Origin of the sequence: Conyzicola nivalis (assembly GCF_014639655.1) — a bacterium.
GTDB classification, from domain to species: domain Bacteria; phylum Actinomycetota; class Actinomycetes; order Actinomycetales; family Microbacteriaceae; genus Conyzicola; species Conyzicola nivalis.
In genome coordinates, this window is record NZ_BMGB01000001.1 from 638,344 (window position 1) to 650,542 (window position 12,199).

The window sequence follows — 12,199 nt, forward strand, 5'->3', positions numbered from 1 at the left end:
CCGGCGCGTGGCCGAACGGCATACGCCCACTAGTGACTTTCGGCAGACGCGCTGAAGGGCGATTTCGGGCGAGGCTTCTCCCGTGCCATTGACCCACCTGAGTTTCGCGAGCGCCGACCCGTTCTTCTACGACACCCCCTCGCGCGGTCCGGCGGCGCGACGCTCGAACACCTTCGTTCCCGACGCCCAGAGCGATTGGACCGGATGGCGCCACGACGCCGACGACGACCTGTCGGGATGGCGCCCTCGCGATTCGAGGCTGCCCGAGCAGGGGTGGAAGATCCACGTGTCGGCGACGCCGTCCGGCGCCGCCGACATCCTGCGGCTCGTGTCCGGCTACTGCAACGCCGCCGGTCTTCCCTTCACGCACGCGCCCACCGCCGTGGCCCTCCTCTCTCGCAACTCCAAAGACGCCGACCGCACCGCTTCCGGCCGATTCATCACCGTCTACCCGGCCGACGAAACGCAACTGCGCGACGCATTGCTCGCGCTCGACGCTCTGGTCGGCGGGCGGCCAGGACCGTACCTCCTCTCCGACCTGCGCTATAAAGCCGGTCCGCTCCACGTCGGTTACGGCGCCTTCGCCCCGCTCACCGTGCGCGGCGACGGCGAGGACCTGCCCGCGATCCGCACCCCCGAGGGCGACCTGGTCGAAGACCGGCGCACCGCGGGTTTCACGCGCCCGCCCTGGGTCGAGCTGCCGGCATTCCTGCGCGAGCAGCCCGCCGCGCTGGGCGGCGCCGACGCGCTCGACGGTCTCGCCTTCGCGATCACCCGGGTTCTGCACCGATCGAACGCGGGCGGCGTCTACGAGGCGACGGATGCAGCGGGGGAGCGGGTCATCCTCAAGGAGGCCCGACCCCACGCCGGACTCACCCCCGACGGTCGCGACGCGGTGGCCAGGCTTCTGGACGAAGAGAGCCGCTTACGCGCCCTGGCGGATGACACGGTCGTCGGCGTGCGCGCATCCGTCGACCTGCACGGCCACCGATTCCTCGCACTCGACTTCGTCGACGGCGACGACCTTCACTCGGCGGTCGTGGCGCGCACCCCCGCCACCCGCGCGAACGCGGCGGCGGCCGACTACCTCGAGTACCGCCAGTGGGCGCTCGAGGTGGCCGCGCAGACCCAGGCCGCCCTCGAGCGGGTGCATCGACTCGGCTACGTGCACGGCGATCTGCACCCCGGGAACGTGCGGGTCACCGCTGGGGGCCGTGTGACGCTTCTCGACTTCGAGATGTGCCAGCCGGTCGCCGATGCCGGCCCCGTGCTGATCGGGGCGCCGGGTTTCGTCGCCCCGGCCGACGCGGACCCCTCGACCCAGCGCGGTATCGGAGCGGACCGCTACGCGCTGGCTGGCCTGAAGCTGTTCCTGTTCGTGCCGCTCACTCCGCTGCTCGCGCTCGACCCGCTCAAGGTCGACGAGCTGCTGGACAGCGCGCGGGACAACTTCGCGCTCGACGACGACTGGGTCGACGAGATCCGCATCGACCTCGGGCTGCCGGGCCGGGACACGCTCGCGACGCGCAGCAAGCTCGTGTGCGACGCCGATGCCGCCGTGCGCGCCTGGCGCACCGACAGCGAAGACGCGATTCTCGCGCTGCAGGTGATGATCGGCCGCTCGCTCGACGCCAGCGCCGACTTCGCACGCGGCGACCGGGCGTGGCCCGGCGACCCGCGGCAGTTCGGCGGCAACGGTTACGGGCTCGCGCACGGTGCCGCCGGGGTGATCCACGCGCTCGAGTCGACGAGCCTCGAGCTCGACCCGCAGGCGCTCGATTGGCTGGGCGCGGCGACCGACGCTCCGCAGTCGCGACCGGGACTGTACGACGGGCTCGCCGGCGCGGCATGGCTGCAGCGCCGGATCGGCGAAGACCATCTTGCCGACGACCTGCTCGAGCGGGTGCTGCGCGTCGACCTCGAGTCTCTCGGCGCCGACCTGTACGGCGGGCTGCCGGGCATCGGCCTCTACCTGCTCGGCGAGGTCGACCGGTTCGAAGAGGTCGAGTGGCAGCTGGCCCGCATCGCCGAACTGCTGCGCGAGCACTACGACCGCCGACCCGACCCCGACAGGAACGACCCGCGGCCGAGCGCGCGCACGGGTCGTGGCGGGCTGATGTGGGGCGCGACCGGTACGGCACTGTTCGCCCTGCGTCTGTACCAGCGCACGGGCGATGCCGCACACCTGCGGCTGGCGCAGGACGCCCTCGACCACGACCTCGCCCGCTGCACGCTCGCCGCGGACGGCTCGCTGCAGCTGGACGAGGGAGGCCGGCTGATTCCCTACCTGGCCACCGGCTCCGCCGGCATCGGGATGGTCGCGGCCGAGCTGCTGCCGCTCGTCGACAACCCGCGGCGGTATCTCGAGGCGATCGACGCCATCACCCTGGCCGCGTGTGCGCCCTTCGCTGTCGAACCCGGACTCTTCTACGGGCGTGCCGGCCTCATCCACTATCTCGTCGCCGTCTCGCGCGTCGGTCTCTCCAGCCCGGAAACCGACACGGCGCTGGCCGCCCACGTCGCAGCCCTCCAGCTGCACGCGGTGCGCCACAGCACAGGTATCGGATTTCCCGGCCGTGGTCTGCTGCGCCTGTCGTGCGACCTGGCCACGGGTGCCGCCGGGATCCTTGCGGCGCTCCAGGCCTACCGCCTGAGCGTCTACGACCCCTCGCGAGACGGCTGGCAGGACCTTCTTCCGTTGCTCGGCCCCCCAACGGACCGCTTCGCCGATGCCGAACCGACCTGGTACCGGGGATCGTCCGGCCAGACGCGCTGGTGATCCGACAACGACGGAACGGGCCGGCAGGATTCCGAGGGGAACCCTGCCGGCCCGTTCTGTTGTGTCAGTTCAGGAAGCAACCTTGCTGTCGCGCTTGATGCGTTTTTTCGCGGCGCGCTCGGTGAGGATCGACAGGTAGTCGCGCACCGGACGGCCCGCGATGGCGTCGAACTCTTCGCGCGCTACGCGCTCGAGCTCTGCCCTCGGGGTGTCGGGGAGCTTTTCCTGCAGCCGGTCTACGACCTGTCGGATGGTGTCTTCGTCGTCTACGTCTGTGGTCACAGTTGAGTGTGCATGATGTGATCACATCTGGTCAAGAAACGTAGCGGGCTCACTTCCTGACGGTGGAATTTGCCGGGATCAGGCGGCACCGAGGTGACGGATGCCGCGGACGATGGTGCTCGCACCGCCGACGAAGCTCTGCGCCGCGTCATCCGCGGTTCTGAACGTTCCCAAACGGCGGTCGAGCCAGTCATAGAGCACGAACCCGTCGTCGGCGCGCCAGATCGTGCCGATCACGGTGAGGGAATCGTGCAGACGGATGTCCCAGCGCCCCGGTGCCGCGGCGATCAGTTCGAACGTCTCGGTGGTGGTCATGGTGTCCTCCTCGGCGACCAAGGTGTGTGGCGACCACGGTAGACGGCCGAGGTGAACGCCACGGAAACGCCAGCGCAAGACGTGAGCGCTCATCAGCCGGCGCCCTGCACCACGCGGCTGATGACGACGCCGAACACTGTCGACCACGCGAGGATGGCGATCGCCTGCCAGAACAGCACGCGGGCCTTTCCGACGCCCCCGGCGGCGAGCATCGTGGAGGTGAACTGCGTGGGCAGGAGGAGCGGGCCGAGCAGGCTTACCCCCGGCACGCCGTAGCGGTCGAGAGCACGCTGGAACTTCGCCTTGCGCGCCGCCTTGCGGCCGGACAAGGCGTAGTCCTCGTCCATCGCTCGGATCGTCTCGTCGGTCGCAGAGCCGGAACGGGTGCCGCCCGAGGCAAGCACCACCTCGTCGGCGGAGCGGCGGTTGACGACGGCCGACCGGGCGCCCGAGGTCAGGAGCACCAGCACGAGCACGCACAGGAAGTTGCCGATTGCTGCCGCCGCGACGGCGACCACGGGGTTGAGTCCGCCGAGGATGCCGATCGTCGTGGCGCCCTCGCCCTCGACGAACGGCACTGCGCCGGCGGCGGCGACGATGACAGGCTGGAGGAACTCGGGCACCTCGGCAACCAGGTCTTGGAAATACGCGACGATGTCCATGGAAGAACTCTTTCTCTTTCGGGGCGGGACCCGGTCGACCCCGCCGCACTGCCATCAGTCCACCGCCTCCGTCGCGGCGGCGGCAGTGTCGGGATGTCACCGGTTTACGGGCCTTTCTCCCGCGCCATCCGTGACAAATGTCAGGGACCTACAGTGGTGGTGTGATTACGCACACCCAGCTCTCCGAAGCGCGAGAGCCGCGCTCGCTCCCGGTGCGGGCGACGTCCCGCGGCGTTCGGGTCACCTGGTGGTACACAGCAGCGGCAATCGTGTCCTTTGAGCTGATCCTGGTGTTGACCTGGGCGGGAACGCTCCGGCAGGCCGGGCTGCAGGGCGTTGCGACGGTCGCCGTCCTGGTGGGCGGGCTCATCTGGTGCGGATCGACCCTGCCGCTCCTTCTCGCCTACCGGCATCGCACCGGCGAGCCCACTGCACTGCGGTGGCGCACGGTGCTGCTCCCGCTCCTGGTCGCGGTGGCGTACGGTGTGTTCGCCTTCTCCCTCTCGGGCCTCTGGCTGCTGCTCGTGGTTCCCGTCGCGCAGTCGGTGCAACTGCTTGACCGGCCGCAAGCGGAGCGGATGCGGGTGGTGCTGGCGATAACCGCGGTGCTGGCGTGCCTCTGGGTGATCGACGCCAAGATGATCGTCTCCGGCTCGCTCGACATCACGAACGGCTACTACCCGCTGGGCTATATCTCTGCCGCTCTACCGATAATGACGGTGGTGTCGCTGTGGTGGTGGGACGTTCTGATCTCACTCGACCGGGCGCGGGTATCGGAGGCGCGGCTCGCCGCCATCCAGGAGCGGCTGAGCGTCGCGACCGACGTGCACGACCTGCAGGGCCACCACCTGCAGGTGATCGCCCTCCAGTTGGAACTGACGGAACGGCTGCTGCCCAGCGATCCGGCCGCCGCTCTCGAACAGCTGCGGGCCGCCCGCATCAGCGTGGACGAAGCCCGGCAGGGGACACGCGACCTCGCGACCCGGTTCCGGTCCGTCCCGCTCCGCGACGAGCTGGCCAACGCCCGCGACCTGCTGCGTGCCGCCGGAATCGCCGCCGAAACCGTCGTCGGTCAGGACGCGGACAACGCCCCGGCATCCCTGTTCGGCCCGGTCATCCGCGAGACAACGACGAACGTCCTCCGCCACGGCGGCGGCCGGCATGCGACACTTCGGCTCGCCAGAGCGGGGGACCTGTGGCGGTACGAGATATCAAACGATACGGATGCTGCGGCCGCGAGTATCCCGACCCCGGGCTCACCACGGGTCGGCGCGAGGTCGGAGGGGACCGGGCTCGACGGCCTGGCCCGCCGTGCCACCGAAGCCGGGGGAGCCCTCGAGATCGTGCGAGGCGAGAGCGACTTCACCGTGATCGTCACGGTGCCCGCGACCGAGGAGCCCGAGCTGTGACCGACGCAGCTCCGGGCGCGAAGATCCGGGTTCTCATCGCCGACGACGAGGTCATGATCCGCTCGGCTCTCGCCGCACTGCTGCGGCTGGAGGGCGACATCGACGTGATCGCGGAATGTTCCGACGGAGAACACGCGGTCGCCGAGGCCGAACGGCTGAAGCCCGACATCTGCCTGCTCGATCTCGAGATGCCGGGCCTCGACGGGGTCGACGTCGCGGAGCGGCTGAGGCGCACCGTCTCTGCGCGGTGCGTGATCGTGACCAGGCACGCCCGTCCGGGCGTGCTGCGCCGCGCTCTCACCGCGGGCGTGGCGGGATTCCTGCCGAAATCCCGCGACGCCGGCGAGGTGGCCGCGGTCATCCGTCAGGTGGCCGCGGGCGCCCGCTACATCGACCCGGAGATCGCCGCCGACGCCCTGAGCGACGAGCGCTGCCCGCTGACCAACCGGGAACTCGACGTTCTCCGGCTGGGCAGCAACGGCGAGACGACCGCGCAGATCGCCCGTGCGCTCTCACTGGCCCCCGGCACCGTGCGCAACCACATTTCGACCGTGCTCAGCAAGCTGTCCGTCGACACGCGACAGCAGGCCGTGCTCGTCGCCCGCGAGCGCGGGTGGATCTAGCCCCTGCTAGACCCGCAGCTCCAGGTACTTCGCGATGAGCGCCTTGCTCGACGAGTCCTGGGTCGCGAGAGCGGCCGCGTCTCCGGCGACGGCGGGGGTGATCTGCAGGGCGAGCTGCTTGCCGAGCTCCACGCCCCACTGGTCGAACGAGTCGATGCCCCAGATCGTGCCCTCGGTGAACACGATGTGCTCGTACAGGGCGATCAGCTGACCCACGACGCTCGGCGTGAGGGCCGGTGCGAGGATCGACGTGGTCGGGCGGTTGCCGGCGAACTCCCGTGCCGGTACGACCTGTTCCTTGGTGCCCTCGGCGCGCACCTCGTCGGCGGTCTTGCCGAAGGCGAGGGCCTTCGTCTGCGCGAAGAAGTTGGCCATGAACAGGGTGTGCACGTCCTGGCCGGGCTCGACACCCGCGCCGTCGCCGGTCGCGTCCTTCAGCGGGTGCGCGGGGTTGGCGACCGCGATGAAGTCGGCCGGGATCAGCCGTGTGCCCTGGTGGATGAGCTGGTAGAACGCGTGCTGTCCGTTCGTGCCCGGCTCGCCCCAGAAGATCTCGCCGGTCTCGGTCGTGACGGGCGAGCCGTCCCAGCGAACGCTCTTGCCGTTCGACTCCATGGTGAGCTGCTGAAGGTAGGCGGGGAAACGGTGCAGGTACTGGGCGTAGGGGAGTACCGCGTGGCTCTGGGCGCCGAGGAAGTTGGTGTACCAGACGTTCAGCAGCCCCATCAGCACGGGAACGTTCTGCTCGATCGGCGCGGTGCGCGTGTGCTCGTCGACGGCGTGGAAGCCGGCGAGGAACTCGCGCCAGTTGTCGGGCCCGATCGCGATGATGACCGAGGTGCCGATGGCGGAGTCGACGGAGTACCGGCCGCCCACCCAGTCCCAGAAGCCGAAGGCGTTCTCCGGGTCGATGCCGAACGCCGCGACCTTGTCGAGGGCGGTCGACACGGCGACGAAGTGCTTCGCGACAGCGCCGGTGCGCGCCTCGTCCGTGTCATCCAGAGCACCGGCCTTGCCGAGTTCTGCCCACAGCCACTCGCGTGCGAGACGCGCGTTGGTCAGGGTCTCAAGGGTGCCGAAGGTCTTGGATGCCACGATGAAGAGCGTCGTCTCGGGGTCGAGCCCTGCGGTCTTCTCGTAGACGTCGTTGGGGTCGATGTTCGAGACGAAACGGGCCTCGATGCCCGCTTGGACGTAGGGCTTGAGCGCCTCGTAGACCATGACCGGTCCGAGGTCGGATCCGCCGATACCGATGTTGACGACGGTCTCGATGCGCTTGCCGGTGACGCCGGTCCACTCGCCCGAGCGCACCTTGTCGGCGAAGGCGTAGACCTTGTCGAGCGTCGCGTGCACGTCGGCGTCGACGTCTTGCCCGTCGACGATGAAGCCCTTAGGCGGAACGAGGCCTTCGCCGTCCTTGGGGCGGCGCAAGGCCGTGTGCAGTACGGCGCGGTCCTCCGTGGCGTTGATGTGCTCGCCGGCGATCATGGCCTGGTAGCGGCCGGTGACGTCGACGTCCTTCGCGAGCTGCACGAGGTTCGCGACGATCTCGTCGGTGATGAGGCCCTTCGACAGGTCGACCGTGAGTTCCGCGGCCTGGAAGGTGTAGCGCTCGGCCCGGCCGTCGTCGGCGTCGAACCAGCCGCGCAGATCGGGGGAGAAGCCGTCGGCGATGCGGGCGAGGTTGCGCCAGGCGTCGGTGGACGTGGGATCGACAGGGGCGGTTTCGGTCAAGGTGTTCTCCTGAGTGCAGGGACGGAGCTCGGCCCGCGACTCCCGCGGCAGTGCGAGGCGGACCATCATCAACCCTATTCCCGCGACGCGAGCAGGGCGACCGACCGTCGGCGGGAGACGTCGTCTGCTATGCCCCGTTAGTTGGCTATGCCGACGCGAGCGGGGCTATGCGGCCGATGATCGCGGTGAGGCGGGCGTGGAGTTCGGCGAGTTCCTCCACGTCGACGCCCAAAGCCGCCACGACCTGTGGTGGAACGCGCGTGGCCTCCGTCCGCAGCGCGCGGCCCGCCTCGGTGAGCCGCACCTCGAGCTGCCGCTCGTCGGCGGTCGAACGCTGGCGGGTGAGAAACCCGCCGGCCTCGAGACGCTTGACGATCGGGGACAGGGTCGCCGGCTCGAGCCGCAACACGTCGGCCAGCTCGGTGAGGGAGCGCGGCTCGGTTTCCCACAGGGCGAGCATCACGAGGTACTGCGGATGGGTGAGTCCGAGGGGCTCGAGGATCGGGCGGTACGCGCCGATCACCGAGCGGGATGCAACGGCCAGCGCGAAACAGAGCTGCTGGTCGAGCGCGAGCACGTCGGGCCCGACATCGTCGGTGGGCGGTTGCTCTGTACTGGCCGTCATAAATAGTTAGTATACTAAGTGTTATGACGCGAAAGAAAAACGGGGGAGACGAGCGGGTTCGGCGGCAGACCGCCATGAACCCGTTTATCGGCAAACCCGGATTCTTCAACCGGCTCAACCGCATCGTCTTCACGTTCGCCGGGCCGGCGCAGATCGGCATCGGCAAGCCCGAAGCGCCGTACCGTGCGCCGTCGGATCCCGTGTGCCCGATGTGCGGAATGCCGATGGCGCTGCACACGATCGACCGCAGCGGTCCGCGCACCCAGGTCGACTGCCCGCGCTGAGCGGGCGGGGCGCGTCGCCGCGCCCTGGGGGAGTCGTGCCGCGAGAGGCGCATCCGCGACCGGTTTTGGTCGCTAGTCGTTCGATTTTGTGGCCGGACACCGCGGATAGCGTCCAAAAGATACGCGGATGCGCCTCGCGCCCGGCCGCCAGCGCCAAGGCGCGCACCGGGGGCCGATCGCCCGGCGATTTGCGGGAGCGGCGCATCCGGAGCGCGCGTGTGTTCACGCTGACGCATGCCAAATGCAGGAGATTTCCGCGTCGAGGCCGCCCGATCCGCGCCATTGTGTGACTCGAGGCGAAATTTCCTGCATTTGGCACGCAACGGGGCGCGGTCGGGCGAGGAGTCGCGACCAGACGGGCAGTGCGGACAGACGGCGGTCAGACCTCGCGGAATCGCTTACTTGACATAATGTGCATTATCAGCGCGCAATAGTTCCGCCGAAAGGGGCTGCAACGCAGCCGCGTAAAGCGGCAGTGCCCTGCCTACGCGCCAACGTACGACGCCAGGTGCTCGCCCGTCAGCGTCGACCGCCCGGCCACCAGCTCGGCGGGCGTTCCCTCGAAGACGATGAGCCCGCCGTCGTGCCCGGCGCCCGGCCCGAGGTCGATGATCCAGTCGGCGTGAGCCATCACGGCCTGGTGGTGCTCGATGACGATGACCGTCTTGCCCGAGTCGACCAGCCGGTCGAGCAGCCCGAGCAGGTTCTCGACGTCGGCCAGGTGCAGACCGGTGGTCGGCTCGTCGAGTACGTAGACGCCACCCTTCTCCCCCAGATGGCTCGCTAACTTGAGCCTTTGTCGCTCGCCACCGGAGAGGGTGGTGAGCGGCTGCCCGAGGCTGATATAGCCGAGCCCGACGTCGGCGAGCCTGGCCAGGATGGCGTGCACCGCGGGGATGCGCGCCTCCCCGGCCGCGAAGAACTCGAGCGCCTCGGCGACCGGCATGCCCAGCACCTCGCTGATGTCGAGGCCGCCCAGGTGGTAGTCGAGCACCGCAGCGTCGAAGCGCTTGCCCTCGCACACCTCGCACGTGGTCGAGACGCTCGCCATCACCCCGAGGTCGGTGTAGATGACGCCGGCTCCGTTGCAGTTTGGGCAGGCGCCCTCGGAGTTCGCGCTGAACAGCGCCGGCTTCACGCCGTTGGCCTTCGCGAACGCCTTGCGGATCGGTTCGAGCATACCCGTGTACGTCGCCGGGTTGCTGCGCCGCGAGCCCTTGATGGCGCCCTGGTCGATCGACACGACCTCGTCGCGCGTCGCCACCGAGCCGTGGATGAGCGAGCTCTTGCCCGATCCCGCGACGCCCGTGACGACGGTCAGCACTCCGAGCGGGATGTCGACGTCGACGTCGCGGAGGTTGTGTTCGGATGCACCGCGGACCTGCATAACGCCGGTGGCCCCGCGCACCGACGGTTTCACCGTCGCGCGGTCGTCGAGGTGCCGCCCGGTGAGGGTGTCGCTCGCGCGAAGCCCCTCGACGGTGCCCTCGAACATGACCTGGCCGCCGTGGGCGCCCGCCCGTGGTCCGAGGTCGACCACGTGGTCGGCGATCGCGATGGTCTCGGGCTTGTGCTCCACCACGAGCACGGTGTTGCCCTTGTCGCGCAGCTGCAGCAGCAGCGAGTTCATGCGCTGGATGTCGTGCGGGTGCAGGCCGATCGTCGGCTCGTCGAACACGTAGGTCACGTCGGTGAGCGACGACCCGAGGTGACGGATCATCTTGGTGCGCTGGGCCTCTCCCCCGGACAGCGTGCCCGATGGGCGGTCGAGCGACAGGTACCCCAGACCGATCTCGCTGAACGAGTCGAAGATGTGCTGCAGGTTCTTCAGCAGCGGCGCCACCGACGGCTCGTTCAATGCGCGCACCCACTCGGCGAGGTCGCTGATCTGCATCGCGCAGGCCTCAGCGATGTTGAGCCCGTTGATGCGCGACGAGCGGGCGCCCTCGTTGAGCCGGGTGCCCCCGCAGTCGGGGCAGGCCGTGAAGGTGACCGCGCGGTCGACGAACGCCCGGATGTGCGGCTGCATCGCCTCGCGGTCTTTCGACAGGAACGACTTCTGCACCCTGGGGATGAGCCCCTCGTAGGTCATGTTCATGTCGCCGAGCTTGATCTTGGTCGGCTCTTTGTAGAGAAAGTCGTGCAGCTCCTTCTCGGAGTAGTCGCGGATCGGTTTGTCGCCGTCGACGAAGCCCGAGCCCGAGTAGATGCGCACTCCCCAGCCGTCGGCGGTGTAGCCGGGGATGGTGAGGGCTCCCCCGTTGAGCGACTTGCTGTCGTCGTAGAGCTGCGACAGGTCGATGTCGTTAACGGTGCCCATTCCCTCGCAGCGCGGGCACATGCCGCCCGTGATGCTGAAACTGCGCCGCTCCTTGGTCGTCTCGCCGGCGCGCTCGATCGTGACCGCGCCGGCGCCCGAGATCGACGCGACGTTGAACGAGAAGGCCTGGGGCGATCCGATGTGTGGCTCGCCGAGCCGGCTGAACAGGATGCGCAGCATCGCGTTCGCGTCGGTGGCTGTGCCGACGGTCGACCGCGAGTTGGCACCCATGCGCTCCTGGTCGACGATGATGGCGGTGGTGATGCCCTCGAGCACGTCGACGTCGGGCCGCGCGAGCGACGGCATAAAGCCCTGGACGAACGAGCTGTACGTCTCGTTGATCATGCGCTGCGATTCGGCCGCGATGGTGCTGAAGACGAGCGAACTCTTCCCGGAGCCCGAGACGCCGGTAAAGACGGTAAGCCTGCGTTTCGGGATCTCGACGCTGATGTCTTTGAGATTGTTCTCGCGGGCACCCTGCACCCTGATCACATCGTGACTGTCGAAGCCGTGTGTGCCAGCCGGCTGTTCAGCGGTCGTGACCGTGCTCATCCGAGTCTCCATCCGTCGTCGTTGTCGTCGGCCGCCATAGCGGTCGGGGTGGGTCACCTCCGAGCATAGGGCCGGCCACCGACGGCCGGACGGCTCACGCCGCCTGGCGAAAGAACGCGAGGTCTAGAAGCCGCCCGTCACTCCCCCAGAAACTCTTCGAGGGCCTCCACGACGAGGGCGTGGTCGTCGGCCTGCGCGAGGCCGGACACGGTGACGGTGCCGATCAGTCCCGCGTCGCGGATGACGATCGGGAAGCAGCCGCCGTGCGCCGCGAAGAGAGCGAGGGGCAGGCCGGATGCCTCGTTGAAGTCTTTGCCCGCGGCTTTGTGACGGCGGCCGATGAGAAACGAACTGGCGGCGTAACGCTTGACCGTGCGGGTCTTGCGCGCCACCCAGTCGTCGTTGTCGGCGGTGGTGCCGGCCAGCGACACGTGGAACACCTGCTGCTCGCCCTTGGTGATGTCGACGGTGATGCCGAGCGAGCGCTCGGTGCCGAGACGCACGAGGATCAGGCCGAGCGCCAGGGCGTCCTCGTGGGTGAAGCGCGTGAACTGGAGGCGGGCCTCCTGCTCCTCGATCTCGGCGATCTGGGCGGCGAAGTCTTCGGTCATCGG

The 12,199-nt window shown here is 69.0% G+C and carries 11 protein-coding genes; 4 read left to right on the top strand and 7 right to left on the bottom strand.

Features of this window, described 5'->3' with window-relative positions; all coding sequences use genetic code 11:
• The first annotated feature begins 82 nt into the window (after window positions 1-82).
• Window positions 83-2,779, top strand: a complete 2,697-nt coding sequence (gene lanKC / locus IEV96_RS03115; RefSeq protein ID WP_188509242.1) for a class III lanthionine synthetase LanKC — start codon at window positions 83-85, stop codon at window positions 2,777-2,779.
• Window positions 2,780-2,848: 69 nt separating this feature from the next.
• Here the strand turns inward: lanKC and IEV96_RS03120 are convergent, their stop codons facing one another.
• The 3 genes from IEV96_RS03120 to IEV96_RS03130 all read right to left on the bottom strand — a co-directional run bounded on the left by IEV96_RS03120 (window position 2,849) and on the right by IEV96_RS03130 (window position 4,038).
• Window positions 2,849-3,061, bottom strand: coding sequence for a three-helix bundle dimerization domain-containing protein (locus tag IEV96_RS03120; protein WP_188509243.1), 213 nt, complete (start codon window positions 3,059-3,061; stop codon window positions 2,849-2,851).
• A 78-nt stretch (window positions 3,062-3,139) separates the two neighbouring features.
• A complete protein-coding gene (locus tag IEV96_RS03125; protein ID WP_188509244.1) occupies window positions 3,140-3,376 on the bottom strand; it encodes a hypothetical protein in 237 nt (78 codons plus the stop codon).
• Between the two features lie 92 nt (window positions 3,377-3,468).
• A complete protein-coding gene (locus IEV96_RS03130; RefSeq protein ID WP_188509245.1) occupies window positions 3,469-4,038 on the bottom strand; it encodes a small multidrug efflux protein in 570 nt (189 codons plus the stop codon).
• Window positions 4,039-4,199: 161 nt separating this feature from the next.
• On the opposite strand from IEV96_RS03130, the gene IEV96_RS03135 reads away from it, so the two are divergent.
• Both IEV96_RS03135 and IEV96_RS03140 read left to right on the top strand, forming a co-directional pair.
• Window positions 4,200-5,447, top strand: a complete 1,248-nt coding sequence (locus IEV96_RS03135) for a sensor histidine kinase (RefSeq protein ID WP_229732998.1) — start codon at window positions 4,200-4,202, stop codon at window positions 5,445-5,447.
• On the top strand, window positions 5,444-6,070 hold the full coding sequence (locus tag IEV96_RS03140; protein WP_268235573.1) for a response regulator transcription factor: 627 nt from the start codon (window positions 5,444-5,446) through the stop codon (window positions 6,068-6,070). Before IEV96_RS03135 ends, IEV96_RS03140 begins: the two co-directional genes overlap by 4 nt.
• A gap of 6 nt (window positions 6,071-6,076) precedes the next feature.
• Here the strand turns inward: IEV96_RS03140 and pgi are convergent, their stop codons facing one another.
• Together pgi and IEV96_RS03150 are read right to left on the bottom strand one after the other, a co-directional pair.
• Window positions 6,077-7,804, bottom strand: coding sequence for a glucose-6-phosphate isomerase (pgi, locus tag IEV96_RS03145; protein ID WP_229733000.1), 1,728 nt, complete (start codon window positions 7,802-7,804; stop codon window positions 6,077-6,079).
• A gap of 145 nt (window positions 7,805-7,949) precedes the next feature.
• The gene (locus IEV96_RS03150; RefSeq protein ID WP_188509248.1) at window positions 7,950-8,429 is read right to left on the bottom strand and encodes a MarR family winged helix-turn-helix transcriptional regulator; all 480 of its coding nucleotides are present in this window, start codon (window positions 8,427-8,429) and stop codon (window positions 7,950-7,952) included.
• 23 nt (window positions 8,430-8,452) lie between these two features.
• On the opposite strand from IEV96_RS03150, the gene IEV96_RS03155 reads away from it, so the two are divergent.
• The gene (locus tag IEV96_RS03155) at window positions 8,453-8,713 is read left to right on the top strand and encodes a hypothetical protein (protein ID WP_229733002.1); all 261 of its coding nucleotides are present in this window, start codon (window positions 8,453-8,455) and stop codon (window positions 8,711-8,713) included.
• A 484-nt stretch (window positions 8,714-9,197) separates the two neighbouring features.
• Here IEV96_RS03155 and IEV96_RS03160 read toward each other — a convergent pair whose 3' ends face one another.
• Complete coding sequence (locus tag IEV96_RS03160; protein WP_188509249.1) at window positions 9,198-11,585, bottom strand: ATP-binding cassette domain-containing protein; 2,388 nt, start codon at window positions 11,583-11,585, stop codon at window positions 9,198-9,200.
• Between the two features lie 137 nt (window positions 11,586-11,722).
• Window positions 11,723-12,196 carry a heme-degrading domain-containing protein gene (locus tag IEV96_RS03165; protein ID WP_188509250.1) on the bottom strand — a complete coding sequence of 158 codons (474 nt, stop codon included), beginning with the start codon at window positions 12,194-12,196 and terminating at the stop codon, window positions 11,723-11,725.
• Between the last annotated feature and the right edge of the window lie 3 nt (window positions 12,197-12,199).